This window comes from Kitasatospora sp. NPDC048286 (assembly GCF_043201735.1).
Classification (GTDB): Bacteria; Actinomycetota; Actinomycetes; order Streptomycetales; family Streptomycetaceae; genus Kitasatospora.
Genome location: NZ_JBICZE010000011.1, coordinates 144,786 through 164,225, shown reverse-complemented (window position 1 = coordinate 164,225; position 19,440 = coordinate 144,786). Strand labels below are relative to the sequence as shown.

At 75.0% G+C, this 19,440-nt stretch carries 18 protein-coding genes and 1 pseudogene; 8 read left to right on the top strand and 11 right to left on the bottom strand.

Features of this window, described 5'->3' with window-relative positions; genetic code table 11:
- Positions 1-11 precede the first annotated feature (11 nt).
- The 3 genes from fusA to ACGF13_RS25955 form a co-directional block, all read right to left on the bottom strand.
- The gene (gene fusA, locus ACGF13_RS25965; RefSeq protein ID WP_392879181.1) at positions 12-2,078 is read right to left on the bottom strand and encodes an elongation factor G; all 2,067 of its coding nucleotides are present in this window, start codon (positions 2,076-2,078) and stop codon (positions 12-14) included.
- A gap of 367 nt (positions 2,079-2,445) precedes the next feature.
- Positions 2,446-2,946 carry a hemerythrin domain-containing protein gene (locus ACGF13_RS25960; RefSeq protein WP_392879179.1) on the bottom strand — a complete coding sequence of 167 codons (501 nt, stop codon included), beginning with the start codon at positions 2,944-2,946 and terminating at the stop codon, positions 2,446-2,448.
- A gap of 188 nt (positions 2,947-3,134) precedes the next feature.
- A complete protein-coding gene (locus ACGF13_RS25955) occupies positions 3,135-3,707 on the bottom strand; it encodes a nuclear transport factor 2 family protein (RefSeq protein ID WP_392879176.1) in 573 nt (190 codons plus the stop codon).
- 269 nt (positions 3,708-3,976) lie between these two features.
- Between ACGF13_RS25955 and ACGF13_RS25950 the strand changes: the two genes are divergently transcribed.
- A complete protein-coding gene (locus tag ACGF13_RS25950; RefSeq protein WP_392879173.1) occupies positions 3,977-4,501 on the top strand; it encodes a DUF6328 family protein in 525 nt (174 codons plus the stop codon).
- A 70-nt stretch (positions 4,502-4,571) separates the two neighbouring features.
- Positions 4,572-5,174, top strand: coding sequence for an AAA family ATPase (locus ACGF13_RS25945; protein WP_392879170.1), 603 nt, complete (start codon positions 4,572-4,574; stop codon positions 5,172-5,174).
- A 290-nt stretch (positions 5,175-5,464) separates the two neighbouring features.
- On the opposite strand, the gene ACGF13_RS25940 is transcribed toward ACGF13_RS25945, so the two are convergent.
- On the bottom strand, positions 5,465-6,199 hold the full coding sequence (locus ACGF13_RS25940; protein WP_392879168.1) for a helix-turn-helix domain-containing protein: 735 nt from the start codon (positions 6,197-6,199) through the stop codon (positions 5,465-5,467).
- 251 nt (positions 6,200-6,450) lie between these two features.
- Between ACGF13_RS25940 and ACGF13_RS25935 the strand changes: the two genes are divergently transcribed.
- From ACGF13_RS25935 to ACGF13_RS25925, 3 genes are all read left to right on the top strand, one after another.
- Positions 6,451-7,116, top strand: a complete 666-nt coding sequence (locus ACGF13_RS25935; protein WP_392879165.1) for a DUF4097 family beta strand repeat-containing protein — start codon at positions 6,451-6,453, stop codon at positions 7,114-7,116.
- Positions 7,117-7,154: 38 nt separating this feature from the next.
- The gene (locus tag ACGF13_RS25930; protein WP_392879162.1) at positions 7,155-8,006 is read left to right on the top strand and encodes an alpha/beta fold hydrolase; all 852 of its coding nucleotides are present in this window, start codon (positions 7,155-7,157) and stop codon (positions 8,004-8,006) included.
- 119 nt (positions 8,007-8,125) lie between these two features.
- Positions 8,126-8,776: a GNAT family N-acetyltransferase gene (locus ACGF13_RS25925; RefSeq protein WP_392879160.1), complete on the top strand. Its 651-nt coding sequence runs from the start codon at positions 8,126-8,128 to the stop codon at positions 8,774-8,776.
- A gap of 150 nt (positions 8,777-8,926) precedes the next feature.
- Here ACGF13_RS25925 and ACGF13_RS25920 read toward each other — a convergent pair whose 3' ends face one another.
- The 3 genes from ACGF13_RS25920 to ACGF13_RS25910 form a co-directional block, all read right to left on the bottom strand.
- On the bottom strand, positions 8,927-9,646 hold the full coding sequence (locus ACGF13_RS25920; RefSeq protein WP_392879157.1) for an HAD family hydrolase: 720 nt from the start codon (positions 9,644-9,646) through the stop codon (positions 8,927-8,929).
- Between the two features lie 26 nt (positions 9,647-9,672).
- Positions 9,673-10,890: an alpha/beta hydrolase family protein gene (locus ACGF13_RS25915; RefSeq protein WP_392879155.1), complete on the bottom strand. Its 1,218-nt coding sequence runs from the start codon at positions 10,888-10,890 to the stop codon at positions 9,673-9,675.
- Between the two features lie 159 nt (positions 10,891-11,049).
- Positions 11,050-11,403, bottom strand: coding sequence for an ArsR/SmtB family transcription factor (locus tag ACGF13_RS25910; RefSeq protein ID WP_392879152.1), 354 nt, complete (start codon positions 11,401-11,403; stop codon positions 11,050-11,052).
- Positions 11,404-11,540: 137 nt separating this feature from the next.
- On the opposite strand from ACGF13_RS25910, the gene ACGF13_RS25905 reads away from it, so the two are divergent.
- The gene (locus tag ACGF13_RS25905) at positions 11,541-12,719 is read left to right on the top strand and encodes an MFS transporter (RefSeq protein WP_392879149.1); all 1,179 of its coding nucleotides are present in this window, start codon (positions 11,541-11,543) and stop codon (positions 12,717-12,719) included.
- A 142-nt stretch (positions 12,720-12,861) separates the two neighbouring features.
- Here ACGF13_RS25905 and pgm read toward each other — a convergent pair whose 3' ends face one another.
- The gene (gene pgm, locus ACGF13_RS25900) at positions 12,862-14,502 is read right to left on the bottom strand and encodes a phosphoglucomutase (alpha-D-glucose-1,6-bisphosphate-dependent) (RefSeq protein ID WP_392879145.1); all 1,641 of its coding nucleotides are present in this window, start codon (positions 14,500-14,502) and stop codon (positions 12,862-12,864) included.
- A 273-nt stretch (positions 14,503-14,775) separates the two neighbouring features.
- On the bottom strand, positions 14,776-15,075 hold the full coding sequence (locus tag ACGF13_RS25895) for a YciI family protein (RefSeq protein WP_392879143.1): 300 nt from the start codon (positions 15,073-15,075) through the stop codon (positions 14,776-14,778).
- A 262-nt stretch (positions 15,076-15,337) separates the two neighbouring features.
- On the opposite strand from ACGF13_RS25895, the gene ACGF13_RS25890 reads away from it, so the two are divergent.
- Together ACGF13_RS25890 and ACGF13_RS25885 are read left to right on the top strand one after the other, a co-directional pair.
- Positions 15,338-15,679, top strand: coding sequence for a hypothetical protein (locus tag ACGF13_RS25890; protein WP_392879141.1), 342 nt, complete (start codon positions 15,338-15,340; stop codon positions 15,677-15,679).
- 68 nt (positions 15,680-15,747) lie between these two features.
- Complete coding sequence (locus tag ACGF13_RS25885) at positions 15,748-17,259, top strand: FAD-binding protein (protein ID WP_392879138.1); 1,512 nt, start codon at positions 15,748-15,750, stop codon at positions 17,257-17,259.
- A 136-nt stretch (positions 17,260-17,395) separates the two neighbouring features.
- Here the strand turns inward: ACGF13_RS25885 and ACGF13_RS25880 are convergent, their stop codons facing one another.
- Both ACGF13_RS25880 and ACGF13_RS25875 read right to left on the bottom strand, forming a co-directional pair.
- Positions 17,396-18,856: a hypothetical protein gene (locus tag ACGF13_RS25880; RefSeq protein ID WP_392879136.1), complete on the bottom strand. Its 1,461-nt coding sequence runs from the start codon at positions 18,854-18,856 to the stop codon at positions 17,396-17,398.
- 168 nt (positions 18,857-19,024) lie between these two features.
- A pseudogene (locus ACGF13_RS25875) lies at positions 19,025-19,440 on the bottom strand (hypothetical protein); the annotation flags it as partial.

The window sequence follows — 19,440 nt, the reverse complement described above, 5'->3', positions numbered from 1 at the left end:
GGCGGTGCGGGTCAGCCGGCCAGGGCGGGGGCCGGGGCGGGGGCGTAGCCGGCCGGGCGGGTGGTGAAGGTGCCGCGGCCCTGGGTGCGGCCGCGCAGGCGGCCCGCGTAGCCGAAGAGTTCGGCGAGCGGGACCAGGGCGCTGACCTGGGCGGTGGCGGTGGCGGGGCCGGGTTCGGTGGCCCGGATGTGGCCGCGGCGGGCGGCGAGGTCGCCGAGGACGGTGCCCAGGGCGTCCTCGGGCACGGTGACGCTCACCTCGGCGAGCGGTTCGAGCAGGTGCATGCGCGAGGCGCGCAGGGCCGCGCGCACGCCGAGGCGGGCGGCGGTGCGGAAGGCGAGTTCGGAGGAGTCCTTGGGGTGGGTGGCGCCGTCGGTGAGGGTGACGGCGACGCCGGTGACCGGGTGCCCGCCGAGCGGGCCGTCGGTCAGGGCGTCGCGGCAGCCGGCCTCGACGGCCTGGACGTACTCGCGCGGCACCCGTCCGCCGGTGACGGTGGAGGTGAACGCGAAGTCCTCCTCGGTGCCCGCCGGCAGGGGGTGGACGTCGAGGACGAGGTGGGCGAACTGGCCGGCGCCGCCGTCCTGTTTGGCGTGCCGGTAGGTGAAGCCGGTGACGCCCTGGAGGAGGGCCTCGCGCAGGGCGACGCGCGGGCGCCCGACGACGGCTTCGACGCCGCTGTCGCGCCGGATCTTCTCCACCGCGACCTCCAGGTGCAGTTCGCCCAGGCCGGACAGGGTGCGCTGGCCGGTCTCGGGGTCGGTGGCCACGCGCAGCGCGGGGTCCTCCTCGGCGAGGCGGGCGAGGGCGGTGGCGAGCTTGTCGGTGTCGGCGGCGCGGCGGGCCTCGACGGCGACGGTGACGACCGGTTCGGCGCTCACGGGGGCCTCCAGGACGATGGGGTGATCGGCGTCGCACAGGGTGGCGCCGACGCGGGTGTGCTTGGGGCCGGCGACGGCGACGATGTCGCCGGCGCGCGCCTCGTCGGTCTCGGTGTGGCGGCCGGCCGGGTCGGTGAGGATGCGGGCGACGCGTTCGTGGCGGCCGGTGGTGGTGTCGAGCACGGTGTCTCCCTTGTGCAGGGTTCCGGCGTACAGGCGCAGGTGGGTCAGGCGCCCGGTGGGGGCGGCGGTGACCTTGAACGCCAGGGCGGTCAGGGGCTGTCGGGGGTCGGCCTCGCGCTGCTGGGTGCCGTCGGCGGAGCGGGTGGGCGGGACGTCGAGCGGGGAGGGCAGGTAGGCGACGGCGGCGTCCAGGAGCGGTTCGATGCCGCGGTTGCGGTAGGCGGAGCCGCACAGCACCACGACGGCCTCGCCGGTGCGGGTGAGGTCGCGCAGGGCGGTGGTGAGGGTGGCGGCGCTCAGGGTGGCGTCGGCGCAGAACTCCTCCAGGGCGTCGGGGTGCAGTTCGGCCACCGCCTGCGCCAGGGCGTGGCGGCGCTCGGCGGCCTCGGCCTCCAGGTGGGCGGGGACCGGGCCCTCGTGCGGGGTTCCGTCGTCGTGCCAGGTGAGGGCGCGCAGGCGCACGAGGTCGACGACGCCGGTGAACGACTCCTCGGTGCCGATGGGTAGTTGGACGGCCAGCGGGTGCGGGTGCAGGCGTTCGCGGATGGCGTCGACGGCGGTGTCCAGGTCGGCGCCGGCGCGGTCGAGCTTGTTGACGAAGGCGATGCGCGGCACGCCGTGGCGTTCGGCCTGGCGCCACACCGACTCGCTCTGCGGCTCGACGCCGGCGACCGCGTCGAACACCGCCACGGCGCCGTCGAGCACGCGCAGGGAGCGTTCGACCTCGTCGGCGAAGTCGACGTGGCCGGGGGTGTCGATGAGGTTGATCCGGTGCCCGGCCCAGGCGCAGGTGACGGTGGCGGCGAAGATGGTGATGCCGCGTTCGCGTTCCTGGGGGTGGCAGTCGGTGACGGTGGTGCCGTCGTGGACCTCGCCGCGCTTGTGGGTGGTGCCGGTGAGGTAGAGGATCCGCTCGGTGACGGTGGTCTTGCCGGCGTCGACGTGGGCGAGGATGCCGAGGTTGCGGACGGCGGCGATGGTGTCGTTCGCGGCGGTGGTGGTGTGGGTGCGCATGGCCCGGGTGCCTTTCGAGGCGGTTCGCTTCCAGGGTGGGCGCGCGATCGTGCAGTGTCGCTGCTGATGGTCCGTCATGTCCGGTGCCATGGACGGCTCGTGCGAGAACGTGGCGGGGCGCTTCGGCTGTCAGACGGTGGCGGCACTGCTCCGGTGCCGGCCGCGCAGCGGGCACCGGGAGGGACGGGACACCAAAATCACCTCGTACCGCGACGCGGGAGAGGGGGCGGCGGCACTGCGCTTCGGCATGGCCGCCCGCCCCCTCTCCTCGTTGCTGTCGTCGTCGCGGTCGTCGCGGTTTGGCCGCACCTCGGGGCGCGGCCGCGTGGCGAGTGTAGGGAAGGCGGGCCGTACGGGGCGACGGGTTTTACGGCGCCCGGAAGCGCAGCACCGCCTCGGACCAGCCGTCGTCGCCCGCCCCGGCGTCCAGGGCGGCGCCGATGGCGCGTTCCTCGTACGCGAAGTGGGAGTCCATGATGGCGGCGAGACCGTCGAGTTCGCGTCCGACGGCCTCCAGGTCGGCGGCGGCGGTGGCGGCGGTGGCGGCCTGCTCAGCGAGGTCGCGTACCCGGGTGAGGATGTGGGTGATGAAGCCGTGGTCCTCGACGAGTTTGCCGATGGTCGGTGCCAGGTCGGGGCGTTCGCGCAGGAGTTGGGCGAACAGGCCGGTGTCCTCGCCCTGGTGGTGGTGGGTCAGGGCGGTGCAGAAGGCCAGGCAGTGGGCGAGGAGTGGGTCGTCATGGCCGTCCGGGCGGCGGGGGCGGCCGAGGCCGGCGCGCAGGTCGGCGAGGCGGCGGCGCAAGTCCTGGTGCGCGCGGGCGAGTTGCAGGCTGAGGGCGGCCGTACGGCCGGTGGGGCGGGAGGCCACGGGGGGCGGTCCCTTCGGTTGCGCACCTCCATGCCTGACGCGGTCCGTCACCGGCACGCGATGCTCACGCCATCCGATCACGCGTCCGGGCCGGCGGGCAAGCGCGGTGCCGGTGCCCGGCCGGTCTCCGGGCCGGTATCCGGGCCGGTATCCGGGCCGGCGCCACCGCCCGGCGTCACTGCCTGCCGTCACTGCCCGCCTGCGAGGTCGCGCAGGGTCGCCTCGGCCTTCGGGGTCGGGGTGAGCGGGCCCTTGCCGGTCGTCCACACGGCCCGCACGTCCAGGCTGCGCAGGCGCCAGCCGTCGGGGGTGCGCACCGCCTCGCCGGTGAACGTGCCGCCGACGTCGAAGTGGCCGCCGGGCTCCTCGCCGCGCGCCTGCTGGGTCGAGGCGAGGTGGACGTGGGCCATGACGGCGTTCCAGCGCACCGCGGCCCGGTCCCCGTCCAGGTCGATCATGTAGTTGGCGCCCACGTGCTGGGTCCGCTCGAACTTGCCGAGGGTGGCCTGCTCGGACTCGGCCAGCCCGTCGATTCCCTCGTGTTCCCCCACCGGCGAGGTGATCCGCACGTCGGGGGTGAAGTGGCGCCGCGCCCAGGTCTCGTCGAACCGCCCGCCGCCGGGCACCGCATCGAGGCTGAGCAGGTAGCCGTCGATGAGGCCGGTGATGTCGGCGCGGTCGGTGAGGACCCGGACCCGCTGCTCGAGGGCGGCGAAGTCCGCGGCGGTGGGCGCGGCGGCGCCGGGTGTGGCGGTGGTCATGGCGGTGCTCCCCGGGATCGCGGTGCGGGCCGCGGCCGGTTCGGCCGCGCACCACGGAGACTAGGAGTTCAAGTCGACTTGAGATCAAGGCCTCGGAACCCGCACCCGTCCCGCCCGTTGGCGGGATCGGACCCGGCGGCACGGGCGTGGGGGCGGTGCCCCACAGCGGGCGGTCGGCGGGCAGGTGGGCGTGGGTGACCCAGTAGGTACCAAGGCGGTCGCACCAGCGGGGAGGGCGGCGGCGACGGCGGGCCGTGAGAAGCTGACGCATGACCAGCGCACCGCCCCCGCCGCCGGACGCCCCGACGCCCTCCCCCGCTCCCCCGCCCGGCTGGGAGAATCCGGAGGTGCGGGCCGACCGGCGCCTGGTGGAGATGCTCCAGGAGCTGCGGGTGCTCCAGACCGGTGTGCAGATCGTCTTCGCCTTCCTGCTCGGTGTCGCCTTCACCCCGCGCTTCACCCAGCTCACCGACGCCCAGCAGGACATCTACGTCGCCACCCTGCTGCTGTCGGTCGTCGCCGCGGCCGTGCTGGCCACCCCGGTCGCGTTGCACCGCGGCCTGTACCACCACCCCGGCAAGCAACGGATCGTCACCGTCTCGGTCCGCATCGCCCAGGTGGGCCTGCTGCTGCTCGCCTGCGCGCTGACCGGGGCCGTGCTGCTGGTCCTGGACGTCGTCCTCGGCCCGGTGCCGGCGGTGCCGATCACCTGCGCGATCGCGCTGATCTTCGCCGTGCTGTGGTTCGTCCTGCCCTGGGCGGTGCGCCGCTGCGCCGCCCGCGACCGCACCTGACCCGCCCGGCCCCGCCGTCTCCCCCGCCCCTCGGGGCCGGCCCGTACCCCGGACCGTCTACCGTGCCGGTATGCATACCGACGAAAGCCCGTGGGACGTCCTGCTGATCGGCGGCGCGTCCGGCCTCGGCAAGAGCCGCGCCGCCGCCCTGCTGTCCGCCCGGCACGGCGCGTTCGTGGTCGAGTTCGACGACGTCGTGGCCGCCCTGCAGGCCGCCACCACCCCCGCCGGCCACCCGGGCCTGCACCACTTCGCCGCCGTGCCCGACCCCGACGCGCTGCCCGCCGACCGCGTCCTGGAACTGCAGATCGCCACCGCCCGCGCCCTGGACGAGGCGCTGCTCGGCGTCGTGCGCAACCGGCTCACCGTCGACGTGCCCGCGATCGTGGAGGGCGACTACCTCACCCCGGCCGCCGCCGCCCGCGCCGCCGCCGAGGCCGCCGGGCAGGGCCGGCGCGTGCGCGCGGTCTTCCTGCACGAGGACGACCCGCGGCGCATCGGCGCCAACTACGCCGACCGCGAGCCGGATTGCGGCCCCCAGCCCGAACGCGCCGCCGTCAGCGCCCGCTACAGCACCTGGCTCGCCGACCAGGCCCGCGCCCACGCCCTGCCCGTGGTCGACTGCCGCCCGTACGCCACCCTGCCCGAACGCCTGGCCGCCGCCCTGGCCTGACGGCCGCCCGGGCCAGGCCGGACCGGACCGGACCGACGAGCCGCCCTCCAGGAGTTCGCGTCCGGTGCCCGATGTGGCGGCCGCCGTACGGGAGTCGGTGCCCGGCGGGGCCACGGGGCGATCGATGCCGCGCTGCTCGGCGTACGCGCCTGGGCACGGGGCGCACCGCCACCCGGAGGCCGGAGGCCCGCGCGAACGGCCGGCGGCGGATCCGGACGCCCGAGAGGGCCGCGCCGCGCCGGGCGGCCTGAACCCCGGGCGCGGAGTGGGAAGTCGGACCCGCCGACTTCCTACTCCGGGGTGTCCTCGGCTGCCGTGGCGGGTTTGGTGTGGAGGACCTCGCGGGCCTGTTCGGCGGCGCGCACGATGCTCTCGCTGATGAAGTCGAGGAAGCGGGCGATGTTCTCCAGGCGGACGGCGGCGGGGGTGTCGGGGCCGAGGACGGCGACGCCCTCGCGGGCGGCCTCGATGACCCGGTCGTTGGCGCGGGCGCTGGCGATGACCGCCTGGTAGTAGAGCTCGTCGTCGACGATGTAGCGGTCGCGGCGGCGTTCGTCGCGTTCGCGGCGTACCAGGCTCTGGCTCTCCAGGAAGGCGATGGCCTTGGAGATGGAGGCCGGGCTGACCTGCAGGCGCCCGGCGAGTTCGGCGGCGGTGAGACTGCCCGCGTCGGTGGTGGACAGGCAGGTGACCACCCGGGCCGCCATCCGGTTCAGGCCCGAGCCCATGAGGACGGTGGTGAGCCGTTCCTCGTAGGCGGCGACGGCCTCGTCGTCGCGCCCGTGCGGGCGTGCGGCGGAGGTCGGCCCGCCGGGGGTGGCGGGGCGGCGCCGGGCACGGTGTTCGGTGGCGCGGTGGGCCAGGTCGGCACGGTAGGCGAGCGGGCCGCCGTTGCGCATGACCTCGCGGGTGACGGTCGAGGTGGGGCGTTCCAGGCGCCGGGCGATCTCGGCGTAGGGGAGGCTGTCGGCCAGCCCGAGCGCGATCTGCTGGCGTTCCTGCTGGGTGAGCCTGCCTCCCGGCATCGCGTTCCTCCTCGGTGGTGGGCGGGTGGTTCCCGCGCCGTCGCGCCCACCATAGCGTTCACCTTCCGCCCATTGCAATGATCGCCACCGTTGCCGTTGCATTACCGGACATGCCCGTTGCAACAGTTTCCCACCACCCACCTGCAGCAATGGCATTTTGATGCAACGAGCCAGTTGCCGAGACCTTGAAAGCAACGTAGCGTTTCCAATGTCGGAAACACCGATGGACCGCAGCGAAACAGGAGAGCACCGTGCAGAAGTTCGACACCCCCGCCCCCGTCACCGTCGTCCTGGACATCCCCGGCGGGCACGTGCGACTCATCGCCGCCGAACGCGTCGACACCACCGTCGAGGTCCGGCCCGCCGAGGCCGGCAGCGGCCGGGACGCGCGGGCCGCCGAGCGGACCACCGTCGACCTGGCCGACGGCGTCCTGCGGATCGTCACCGCCGCGGCCGGGCACCAGCTCGTGGGCCCCACCGGCTCACTGGAGGTCACCGTCCAGGTGCCGGCCGGCTCCGCCGTCCGGGGCACGGCCGCCGCCGCCGAACTGCGCACCGTCGGCCGCCTCGGCGCCGTCGCCTTCGACGGCGCGTACCGCAGCACCAAGATCGACGAGGCCGCGAGCCTGGAACTGAGCGCCGTCGACGGCGACGTCGAGGTCGGCCGCCTCACCGGCCCCGCCCGGATCACCACCACCCGCGGCGACATCCGCGTCACCGAGGCCCGACGCGGCACCGTCGAGCTGAGCACCCGGTCCGGGAACATCACCGTCGGCGCCGCCGCCGGCGTCAGCGCCGCCCTGGACGCCGGCACCGGCCACGGCCGCGTCGACAACGCCCTGCGCAACGACGGCACCCCCGCGCTCGCCGTCCGCGCCACCACCGCCCACGGCGACATCACCGCCCGCAGCCTCTGACACCCGCCCGGACCCGACACCATCCAGGGGGAAACGCCTTGACCGCCGACACCGCACCCACCACCACCGCGAAGGCCTGGACCGGCATGGTCCCGGTCGACGACACCGCCCTGGCCGTCACCGACACCGGCGGAGACGGCCTGCCCGTGGTCTACCTCAACGGCCAGTTCGCCACCCAGGGCTACTGGCGCCGCGTCATCGGCGAACTCGGCCCGCACCTGCGGCACATCACCTACGACGAGCGGGCCCGCGGCCGCAGGTCCCGGCGCTCCGCGGACTACTCCTTCGAAGCCGCCGTCCGCGACGTCGACGCCGTCCTCGCCGCCCGCGGCGTGCGGCGGGCCCTGGCGGTGGGCTGGTCCTACGGCGCGTTCGTCGCCGCGCACTGGGCCTCCCGCAACCCGCAGCGCGCCGTCGGCGCGGTCCTGGTGGAGGGCGCCGAGCCGCACGACTGGCTCGACGAGGAAATGGAACGGCGCATCCACCGCCAGTTCCGCCTGTGGTACCCGCTCATGGTGCTGCTGCGCCCCACCGGCCTGACCCCGCGGATGACGCCCCGGCAGATGGCGCAGTGCAACATCGAGCTGGGCACGATCGGCAGCGCCGGCGCGCTGGGCCCGGTCCTGGACGCCGTCACCGTGCCGACCCGGTACGTGCTCGCCTCGGGGGCCTCGCTGGGCAGCAAGGGCGACGAGCAGGAACTGATCCGCGCGGCGGTGCCGGCGGTGACCGAGCGCAACCCGCACATCAGGCTCAGCGCGAAGGTCCCCTCCACCCACGACACGATCCTGAAGAAGGACTTCCGCGCCGTCGCCGACGCCGTCCGCGAGGTCGCCGCCCTCGACCACCCCGGCCGCCCCGACCCCGGCCCCGGCCCCGACGGCCGCTGACGCCCAACCCCCCTGACACGGCCCCACCAGTGACACTGCGTCACACCCGGTGGGGCCGGTGCCGTGCGGGACGCGGAAATGCCGGTGCGCGGCGCGGGCCCGGTGGGCACACTGATCCGATGATCATCGACCACTGGCCCCTGCAGGGGCTGCGCGTGACCTCGCCCCGCCTGGAACTGCGCCTGCCCGCCGACGACGAACTGGCCGAGGTGGCCGACGTCGCCGCCCGCGGCGTCCACCTGCCCCAGGACCGCCCCTTCCTGACGCCCTGGGGCGAGCTGCCGGCCGCCGAACGCGCCCGGCACGTGCTGCAGTTGCACTGGGCGCGGCTGGGCCGCTGGAGCGCGGAGCACTGGGAGCTGAACCTGGTCGCCTTCCACGAGGGACGCCCGGTGGGCATCCAGGACATGCGGGCCAAGGAGTTCGGCGCGCGGCGCGAGATCGTCTCCGGTTCCTGGCTCGGCCTGGAGCACCAGGGCAGGGGCCTGGGCACCGAGATGCGCGCCGCGATGCTCCACCTGGCCTTCGCGGAGCTGGGCGCGCAGTCGGCGACCTCGCTGTCCTTCGCCGACAACCACTCCTCCCTGGCCGTCTCCCGCAAGCTCGGCTACCGCGACGACGGCATCGACCGCGACGTCCTGGACGGCCGGGTGGTGGTCTCCCGGCGCCTGCGCCTGACCCCCGAGGCCTGGGCCGAGCACGCCCGCACCCCGGTCACCGTCACCGGCCTGAGCGACGGCTGCCGCGCCCTGTTCGGCCTGCCCGGCTGACTTCCCGCACGAGCGGCCGACCCGCCCGGCCACCCCCGGCGCGCGGCCACGGCCCCGCACGAGCCCGGCACCATCGGCTCCCCCACGCCGGAAGTCGGCCCTGCCGGCTTCCGGCGCGGCTCGGCGCAGGAAGCGCGCGGAGGGGGTGTCTCAGGCGGGGAGGGCGGCGGGCAGAGCGGTGAGGGTGTGCAGGACGGGGATGTCGTGCTCGGCCGGGCTGGGGTGGGTGGCGGTGCGGTCGAGCCAGAAGGGGTGGAGGCCGGCGTCCAGGGCGGCGAGGGCGTCGAGGGTGTAGTTGTCGCCGACGTGGGCGACCTGGTGCGGGGGCAGGCCGAGGCGGGCGCAGGCGGCGAGGAAGATGCCGGGGGCGGGTTTGGCTTCGCCGTGCTCGTCGGAGCAGACGATGGCGGTGTCCTCGAAGTGGTGCAGCAGGCCGGTGGCGTGGAGTTTGCGGCGCTGCTGGGCGGTGGAGGAGTTGGAGACGATGCCGAGGCGGTGGGTGGGGGCGAGGGCGGCGAGGACGGGTGCGGCGTCGGGGAAGGCCGCCTGGGCGGCGTCGCGGTGGGCGGTGTAGCCGGCGAACCAGGCGGCGGCCCTCTCGTCGGGCATGGCAGCGGTGTCCTCGCCGAGGCGGGCGAGGAAGTGGCGGGTGCGTTCGTGCTGCTGTGCGGTGAAGGTCAGTTCGCCGGACAGGAAGCGCGCGTACTGCTCCCGCGTGACCTCGCGCCACAGCGCCACGGCGGCCTGGGGGCCGGGCAGGCGGCGCAGCAGGTCGAGGTGGTGCAGGTGGGCGAGGATGCCGGCCTGTTCGGAGCCGGAGTAGTCGAACAGGGTGTCGTCGACGTCGAAGAGCACGCCTCGGATCGGCATGTGGGGGTCCTTTTGTCGGTGCCTGTTCAGGCGTCGAAGCGGATCTCGGGCCAGTGCGGGGTGGGGCCGTCCAGCAGCGGGGTGGGGACGGCGCGCAGGTGGAGGTCGAAGTAGGCGGTGAGGTAGGCGCGTTGGGCGGCGACGGCGCGGCGGGGGTCGCCGGTGCCGAGGAAGTGCTCCAGTTGGTCGGGGGGCCAGGCGAAGGCGGGCTGGCCCTGGGGGACGAGCAGTTGGAGGTCGCAGTAGGACAGGTGTCCGGAGTGGGTGAGGGTCAGGCGCCGGCGCCAGCCGGTCAGGTGCGGCCACAGGGTGTCCCACATGGTGTCGCGGGCGGGGCTGTCCCAGGCGGAGGCCATCAGCAGCAGGGGGCGGGTCTGGTCGGCGGTGGCGGCGGGGCCGAACAGGGGGCCGTCCAGGATGGCGCCGGCGCGGATGCGCGGGTCGTCGTGGAGGGCCTGGGCGGTGGTGGCGCCGCCCATGGAGTGGCCGAACATGCCGACGGCGTCGAGGTCGAGGGCGGTGTCCAGGCCGGCGGGCAGCGGGCCGCCTGCGAGGTGGTCGAGGAGGAAGCGGACGTCGGCGGCGCGGTAGGCGACGATCTCGGCGTCGGTCATCGCCTGGACGCGGGCCTTGTCGCGTACTTCCAGGCGCCGGCCGGGGAATTCGACCTCGCCGGCGTCGTAGGTGTGGTCGACGGCGGCGACGACGTGGCCGTGGGAGGCGAGTTCCTCGGCGAGGGCGGTGTTGAAGGCGCTGTCGGCGCCGGAGCCGTGGGAGTTGAGGACGACGGGGTGGCGGCGGGTGCGGTCGGCGGGGGCGTCCGGGCGGGCGTGGGTGGTGGGCCAGGTGAGGCGGGCGTCGGGGACGCCGAAGTAGGCGGCCTGGAGGTGGGCGGTCTCGGCGGGGCTCATCCACGGCGCGTACGGGCCCCGGGCGCCGTTCTCGGCGGGGTACCAGAGGCGGGCGCGCAGTTCGCGCGGGCGCGGGGTGGGGGCCCAGGCGTCGGTGCGGGCGGTGTCGGTCAGGTGGAGCAGGGTGGTGCCGACGGGGCGCGGGCCGGTGGGCGCGGGCAGCCTCAGGCGGGGCTCCCCCGCCGCGCCGGCGGGAGCGCTGGCTGGAGCGCCGGCGGGCGCGGTGTCGGCGCGTGCGGGCCCGGCGGCGGTGGCGGCGCCTGCGGCGCCCAGGGCGAGTGCGCCGAGGACGCGGCGGCGGGAGGGCGGGCGGCCGGGCTGGGGTGCGGTCATGGGCGTGGCTCCTTCGGCGGGCGGGGCGGCGGGTGCGCGTCCACCGTGCCCAGTGGGCCGGCCCGGGCGCGTCCGCCCGCGGCAGGAGCCGCCCGGGGGCGGTTACGTCCGCGGGCCTACGCCTGCGGCGCCACCCCCGCGGCCCCTCCCCCTAGGGGATCAACCGGCGGCTACGGCACGGGAGTTGCCGCGGGTTTCACCTGAGGCCAGCAGTGCGTCGAGCAGTCCGGGGAAGCGGGCGTCGAGGTCGGCGCGGCGCAGGCTGACGAAGCGGTTGCGTCCGGCGACGCGGGTGGTGGTGACGCCGGCCTCGCGCAGTACCCGCATGTGGTGGGAGACGGTCGACTTGTGGAGGTGTTCCAGGCCCAGGCCGCGCGGGTCGCAGGAGTGCTCGCCGTCGTCGGCGTAGCTGAGCAGCAGGGTCATGCGCACGGGGTCGCCGAGGGCGTGCAGGACCGTGACGAGGTCGATGTCGGCGGTGGCGGGCTGGGGAAGCCGCTCGTCGTCGCTCATGGCGCACGCTCCTCGGGGGCCGCAGGGGGAACAGGACGGTTTGACAATCATCCACCAATGCCCGAGTGTTTGGCGAGCGTCAAACTGTTGCATGTCTATCCAACAATCCTTTCGCTTGCGCCCCGGGGGGCCCTCCCGTGCCCGTACGTCTGCTCCTGCTCGCCCTCGGCACCTTCGCCATGGGCACCGACTCGATGGTCGTCGCCGGCATCCTCGGCCCGATCTCCGCCGACCTGGGGGTGTCGGTGCCGGCCGCCGGCCAGCTGGTCACCGTCTTCGCGCTCGGCTACGCGCTGCTGGCCCCGGTGCTGGCCACGCTCACCGCCCGCTGGCCGCGCCGGCGTCTGCTGCTGACCGCGCTGGCGGTGTTCAGCGCGGCCAACGCGCTCAGCGCCCTCGCCCCCTCCTACGGGCTGCTGCTGGCCACCCGCGTGCTGGCCGCGGCCGGCGCCGCCCTCTACACGCCGACCGCCAACGCGGTGGCCACCACCCTGGTCGCCCCCGAGCGGCGCGGCCGGGCGCTGGCGACGGTGCTCGGCGGGATGACGGTGGCCACCGCGCTCGGCGTGCCGCTGGGCACCTGGGTGGGGCGCGCCGACTGGCGGATGACGATGTGGCTGGTCACCGCGCTCGGCCTGGCGGCGCTGGCCGGCCTGGCGCTGCTGCTGCGCGACCTGCCCGCCCCCACCGCCGCCCCCACCCTGCGCGCTCGCCTGGCGCCGCTGGGCCGGCCCCGGGTGCTGGGCGCCGCGGCCACCACGCTGGTGTTCTTCCTCGCCTTCCAGAGCGTCTACATCTACCTGGCCACCGCCGTCTCGGGCGCCACCGGCGGCGACGCCGACCGGCTGAGCGTCGTCCTGCTGACCTGCGGCGTGATGTCGGTGGCGGGCAGCTGGCTGGGCGGGCGCCTGGTGGACCGGATCGGGGTGCGGCGGGTGCTGCTGGCCGGCTCGGCGGTGGCCGCGGGCGCGTTCGCCGCGCTGCCGTGGCTGGGGCGCAGCATGCCGGGGGCGCTGGGGTACGCGCTGGTGGTGCCGTTGGCGGGGTGGGCGGTGTCGGTGGCGCTGCCGCACCGGCTGGCGTCGATCGATCCGGTGAACGCGCCGCTGCTGATCTCGTTGAACAGCAGTGCGCTGTACCTGGGGACGGCGGCGGGGGGTGTGGCGGGGTCGGCGGCGATCGCGGTGCTGGGCGGGCGGTGGTTCCCCCTCGCGGCGGCGGGGCTGGCGCTGGTGGCGTGTGCGGTGGCGGCGGCGTCGACCCGGGACGTGCGGGCGGTGCGGGCGGCGGCGGGCCAAGGGGCGGTGCGCGCCTGAGAGGGGCGGGGGCCTGAACGGGTGGGGCCCGGAAGGGGCGGGTGCCCCGGTCCGTCGGACGGACCGGGGCACCGGGCGCGGTGGCACTCCGTGGCGGTGGCACCCGTGCGGGGCCGGTGCCCGAAACGGGCCGGTGGGGGGGTCAGCCGCGCAGGACCTCGCCGACCAGGGCGCGGGCCTCGTCCTGGACGCGGGCGAGGTGTTCGTCGCCGTGGAAGGACTCGGCGTAGATCTTGTAGACGTCCTCGGTGCCGGAGGGGCGGGCGGCGAACCAGGCGTTCTCGGTGCAGACCTTGATGCCGCCGATGAGGGCGCCGTTGCCGGGGGCCTTGGCGAGGACGGCGGTGATCTTCTCCCCGGCGATCTCGCCGGCGCCGACCCGTTCGGGGGACAGTCGGGCCAGGCGGGCCTTCTGCTCGCGGTCGGCGGGGGCGTCGACGCGTGCGTAGGAGGGGGCGCCGTGGCGCTCGGTCAGTTCGCGGTAGTGGGCGCTGGGGGTGGTGCCGGTGACGGCGGTGATCTCGGAGGCGAGCAGGGCGAGCAGGATGCCGTCCTTGTCGGTGGTCCACACCCCGCCGTCGCGGCGCAGGAAGGAGGCGCCGGCGCTCTCCTCGCCGCCGAAGCCGATCGAGCCCTCGAGGAGGCCGTCGACGAACCACTTGAAGCCGACCGGGACCTCGACCAGGGGGCGGTGGAGGTCGGCGGCGACGCGGTCGAGCATCGAGGAGGAGACGAGGGTCTTGCCGACGCCCGCGTCGCCGGGCCAGTCGGTGCGGTGGCGGTAGAGGTAGTCGACGGCGACGGCCAGGTAGTGGTTGGGGTTCATCAGGCCGCCGTCGGGGGTGACGATGCCGTGCCGGTCGGCGTCGGCGTCGTTGCCGGTGGCGATGGCGTACTCGTCCCTGCGGCCGATGAGGGAGGCCATCGCGGCCGGGGAGGAGCAGTCCATGCGGATCTTCCCGTCCCGGTCCAGCGTCATGAACCGCCAGGTCGGGTCGGTCACCGGGTTGACGACGGTCAGGTCCAGGCGGTGGGTGTCGGCGATGCGCGCCCAGTAGGCCACCGAGGCGCCGCCCAGCGGGTCGGCGCCGATGCGCAGGCCCGCGTCGCGCACCGCGTCCAGGTCCAGGACGGAGGGCAGGTCCTCGACGTAGGCGGTGAGGTAGTCGTGGCGCCCGGTGGTGGCGGCGGCCAGCGCCCGCGCGTAGGGGACCTTCTTGACGCCGCGCATGCCCTCGCGGATCAGTTCGTTGGCGCGGTCCTGGATCCAGCCGGTGGCCTGGGAGCCGGCCGGGCCGCCGCTGGGCGGGTTGTACTTGAAGCCGCCGTCGCGCGGCGGGTTGTGCGAGGGGGTGACCACGATGCCGTCGGCCAGCGCCCGGGGGCTGCGCCGGTTGTGGGCGAGGATGGCGTGCGAGACCGCCGGGGTGGGGGTGTAGCCGTCGGCGGCGTCGATCAGCACCTGCACGCCGTTGGCGGCCAGCACCTCCAGGGCGGTGACCTTGGCGGGCTCGGACAGGGCGTGGGTGTCGGCGCCGAGGAACAGCGGGCCCGCGACGCCCTGTTCGGCCCGGTACTCGCAGATCGCCTGCGTGGTCGCGGCGATGTGGTCCTGGTTGAAGGCCGCGTCCAGCGAGGAGCCGCGGTGCCCCGAGGTCCCGAACGACACCCGCTGCCCGGGCTCCTGCGGGTCCGGGTTCAGCGCGTAGTACGCCGTCACCAGCCTTGCCACGTCCACCAGGTCGCCTGGCTGCGCCGGCTGCCCGGCCCGTGCGTGTGCCATCCGTCTTCTCCCGCCGAAAGTCGGTACTCGCGATACGTCGTCGCTCCGCGCTCACCGATCGTAGCCAGAACGCGACCGTGCCCCGAACCGCGCGAGCGGCCCGGGACACCGCTCACGGGCGGGGACGGACGGGGGCGGGCAGCCTTGAGACAGCCTTGAGGCGGTCTTCAGGCGGGCTTGAGGCAGGCGCCGGAACGGGCTTTGAGGCAAGCGGCCGAAGCGGGTTTGAGGCAGGCGCCGGGCCGGGCTTGAGGCGGGCCCCCGGAAGGGGCGTCAGGCGGGCAGTTGCTGGCGGTGGGCCGCCAACTCCTCGGCGGTGGTGGTGGCGAGGAACTCCGTCACCCGGTACTCGGTCAACCCGGCCCGCACGAACGGGTCGGTGGCCACCAGCGCCTCGACGCGGGCCCGGTCCTCGCCCACCGCGATGATCACCCCGCCGTCGCGCGGCACCTTGCGCCCGGAGGCGAGGAAGGTGCCCGCCGCGTAGTGCTCCCGCAGCCACTGCACGTGCTGCGGCAGCACGGCCTCGATCGACTCCAGGTCGGCGGTGTACGTCAGCTCCAGTACGAACATGGGGCCCAGGCTAGGGCCTGCCCGCGCGGCGCCCGCCGGGAGGGTGCCGACCCCCATCCTGCCAGCTCGCGCAAGGGTCGCGGTAGGACCCAGCACACCCCGTTTTCGCCTTGCCGCGCGCGGTCGCGCGCCCGCAGACTCGTGGCTCATCCCCCGTCGCGCCCACCGCGCCGCCGCCCCTTGCGGGCGCCCGGCGCGCACGGCGTGCTGCCCGCGCACGGGCACGGGGGCCGGAGGAACGACGAAAAAGGGGGACGGGCGGATGCGCGTGCACGAGGACCTGGTGACGAGGGCGCGGGTGCGGCTGCTGCTGAGCGACCACTGGATCCTGACCGGCGAGGACGCGCTGTGGGTGTACCGGACGCTGTTCGCGGTCAGCCCGCGCGTGTACGCCCACAAGCTCGTCCACACGCTGCTGGACGCGAGCCGCTCACCGCTGGTCGCCGACCTCCCCGCGGCGCGGCTGGCCCTGCTGGAGGAGGCCGCGGCCGCGACCGCGTGGATGGACAACGACCGCGACCCGTACGCGCCGATGGTCGTGGACGCCGTGTTCCACGGCCTCGCCGCGCTGAGGGAGCAGCAGAACATCTGTGCAAGGCAGTAGGTGATCACCCGGAGGGTGCGGTACAAACGACAATCCTTTATTTGACGACTGATCGGAGAAGACCTGATATGAGCAGCTCAGGGCTGTCGCGCCGCGCCCTCCTCGCCTCCGCCGGCGCCGGGGCCGTCACCGCCGTCATCGGCTGGAACACCGCCACCGCCGCGTGGGCCACCGAAGCCGACGACGGAGCCGTACCCGACATCGCCCGACTGCCCGCCCTGGACGGCACGGTGACCCTGCAGGGCCAGGGCCTGGAACGGTTCTCCGGCGACTTCGGGCACCTGGTCACCGCCGCGCCCCGGGCGGTGCTGCGCCCCGGTTCGGTGCGCGACGTGCAACAGTTGGTCGCCTTCGCCCGCCGCCACCGCATCCCGGTGGCCGTCAACGGGCAGAGCGGGGACCTCGCGCAGCTGGGCGAGGAGGGGCTGGAGTCGCACTCCAGCTTCGGCCAGGCCAACCCGCGCGGCGGCGTGGCCATCGACGCCCGCGGCCTGTCCAAGGTCGTGTCGGTGAGCGCGGGGCGTGCCGTGGTGGAGGCCGGGGCGACGTGGGCGCAGGTGACCGAGGCGGGCCTGGCGGCGGGCTGGGTGCCGCCGGTGCTCACCGACTACCTGCACCTGTCGGTGGGCGGCACGCTGAGCGTGGGCGGCATCGGCGGCGGTGTGCAGCGCTACGGCATGCAGGTCGACAACGTGCTGGAGCTGGACGTGGTGACCGGCACCGGCGAGCTGGTGACGGCCTCCCCCACCCGCAACCGGGAGCTGTTCGAGGCGGTGCTGGCCGGCGGCGGCCAGGTCGGCGTGATCGTGCGCGTCACCCTCGCCCTGGTGAAGGTGCGCGAGCGCGCCCACGTGTTCTCGCTGTACTACGACGACCTGGACGCCTACCTCGCGGACCAGGAGAAGGTGCTGGCCCGGCGGCGCTTCGACTTCCAGGTCGGTGACGTGGTGCGCAGCGCGGACGGTTCGCGTTGGCGTTACAAGGCGGAGCTGGTGGCGTTCGCGGACGCCGGGCAGCAGGTGGACCGGGCGGCGCTGCTGGCGGGGCTCGTCCCGGTGGAGACGGAGGTGGTGGAGCAGAGCTGGCGGGAGTACGCGTACCGGGTGGACGGCTTCTCCGGGTACCTGCGGGCGGCGGGGTTCTGGGCGCTGCCCAAGCCGTGGCTGAGCGTGTTCCTGCCGGCGGCGTCGGCGCGGGCGTTCATGGCGCGGGCCGCGGAGGTGCTGACGGCGGCGGACCTGGGGGCGGGGCTGCTGCTGTTCTACCCGTACCTGCGCTCGAAGGTGCGGGCGCCGCTGGCGGTGCTGCCGGGGCAGGAGGAGGTGGGCTGGCACTTCGACCTGCTGGCGTTCCCGGGGCCGGGGGCGGACACGGCGGCGATGCTGGAGCGCAACCGGCTGCTGTACGACCTGGCGGTTCAGCTGGGCGGCAAGCGGTACCTGATCGGGGCGGTGCCGGGGATGACGCGGGCGGACTGGCAGCGTCACTACGGGGGGCTGTGGGATCGGGTGGTGGCGGCCAAGCGGCGCTGGGACCCGGCGGGGATCCTGACGCCGGGGCAGGGCATCCACGCGTCCTGACGCGCCGGCGGGCCGGCGGGCGCTGAGCCGCCGGCGCCGGTGCCCGGTTGTGTGCGCCCGGTTGTGTGTGCGCCCCTCTTCCTCGGGCGAGGAAGAGGGGCGCGTGGGGTGCTCGGCGGGTGGCCGGCGGGTGTGGTCAGCGGGTGGTGGAGGCAGTGAGGGCGGTGGCACCTTCGAGGCCGCCGGGCACGTCCTGCCAACCACCGTTCCACTGGCCGGTGTTGTAGTCGGCGTCCATCGTGTAGACGCGTCCGGTGGAGCCGAGCGCGTAGACGTGCATGGTGGTGCCGGTGACCGTGCTGGTGAGCGCCTTGAGGCCGGAGCCGCCCATCGGCACCCAGGAGCCGGACCAGCCGGCCCCGCCGTACTCCCCGTCCGTGGCGTGCAGGGCGCCGTCCGAGCCGACGATGCTCAGGTGTACCCAGTTCCCGGTGGTGGAGGCGGTGAGGGCGGTGGCGCCTTCGGCGCCGCCGGGGACGTCCTGCCAGGCGGTGCTCCACTGACCGGTGCCGTAGTCGGCGTCCATCGTGTAGACGCGCCCGGTGGAGCCCAGGGCGAAGACGTGCATGGTGTCCCCGGTGGCCGCGCTGGCGAGGGCGGTGAGGCCGGAGCCGCCCAGGGGTGCCCAGGAGCCGGACCAGCCGGGGCCCGCGTAGTCGCCGTCGGTGGCGTGAAGGGCGCCGTCCGAGCCGACGATGTTCAGGTGGATTCGGTTGCCGATGGTGGTGGCGCTCAGGGCGGTGGCGCCTTCGGCGCCGCCGGGCACCTCCTGCCAACCGCTGCTCCACTGGCCGGTGTTGTAGTCGGCGTCCATCGTGTAGACGCGTCCGGTGGAGCCGAGGGCGAAGACGTGCATGGTGGTGCCGGTGACCGCGCTGGTGAGCGCCTTGAGGCCGGAGCCGCCCAGGGGTGCCCAGGAGCCGGACCAGCCGGGGCCCGCGTAGTCGCCGTCGGTGGCGCGCAGCGCGCCGTTCGCGTCGACCGCGCTGAGGTGGACCCTGGAGGCCGGGGCGGGCGCCGGTGCGGGCGGCGTCATGGCGGCGACGATGAGCTGGGCGTCGGCGGCCTGGGGCTGGTAGGCGCCGGGGAAGGCGGAGACCTGGACCTTCTGGCAGACGGTGCCCACCGGCTGGGTCTTCCAGCTGCCGTTGGGGTAGGCGCGCAGCATCGCGTCGAGGAAGGCGTTGGTGGAGTAGGCCGGGTCGAGGCGCTCCTCGAAGCTGCCCCACCAGGTCTGCTGCTGGAAGAGGCCGACGCTGGTGTGGTCCAGGACGTTGGGGTTGTTGCGCAGTTCGGACTCGACGATGGCGGTGGTGACGGCGATGACGGCGGCCTGGTCGGGCAGGCCGCGGGCCCGGGTCGTGGCGACGATGGCGCGGGCGCAGGAGGCGCGGTAGGCGGTCATGGCGTGGGCGAGTTTGCCGGTGAGGACCGTGTTGAGGCTCGCGGCGGCGGCCGTGTCGGCGCTGGTGACGGTGCCGCAGGAGCGGTCGGGCTGCAGCGCGGCGTGGGCGGGGGTGGCGGTGAGGGCCAGGGGCGACAGGAGGGCGGCTGCGGCGAGGACGGTGGGCAGGAGCGTGCGGAGCGGCTTGGTCACGGGAGTGTGGCTCTTCCTGGGTCCGGGGCACGGATGCGGGCGGGCTCGGCGGGGTGCGGGGCGGGGGCGGGGTGCGGGCGCGGGGGCCGGGGGGGCATGTCCGGTGAGCGGCGGCCGGACACGCCCCGGCACAGGGGTGGTGGGCCGGCGGGCGGCCGGCGGGTGGTGTCAGCGGGTGGTGGAGGCGGTGAGGGCGGTGGCGCCTTCGATGCCGCCGGGAACGTCCTGCCAGGCGGTGCTCCACTGGCCGGTGTTGTAGTCGGCGTCCATGGTGTAGGCGCGCCCGGTGGAACCGAGGGCGTAGACGTGCATGGTGTTTCCGGTGACGGTGCTGGCGAGCGCCTTGAGGCCGGAGCCGCCCAGCGGCACCCACGTACCGGACCAGCCGGAGCCGCCGTACTGCCCGTCCGTGGCGTGCAGGGCGCCGTCCGAGCCGACGATGCTCAGGTGCACCCAGTTCCCCGTCGCGGAGACCGTCAGCGCGGTGGCGCCTTCCGCGCCGCCGGGGACCTCCTGCCAACCACCGCTCCACTGGCTGGAGTTGTAGTCCGCGTCCATCGTGTACACCCGCCCCGTCGAGCCCA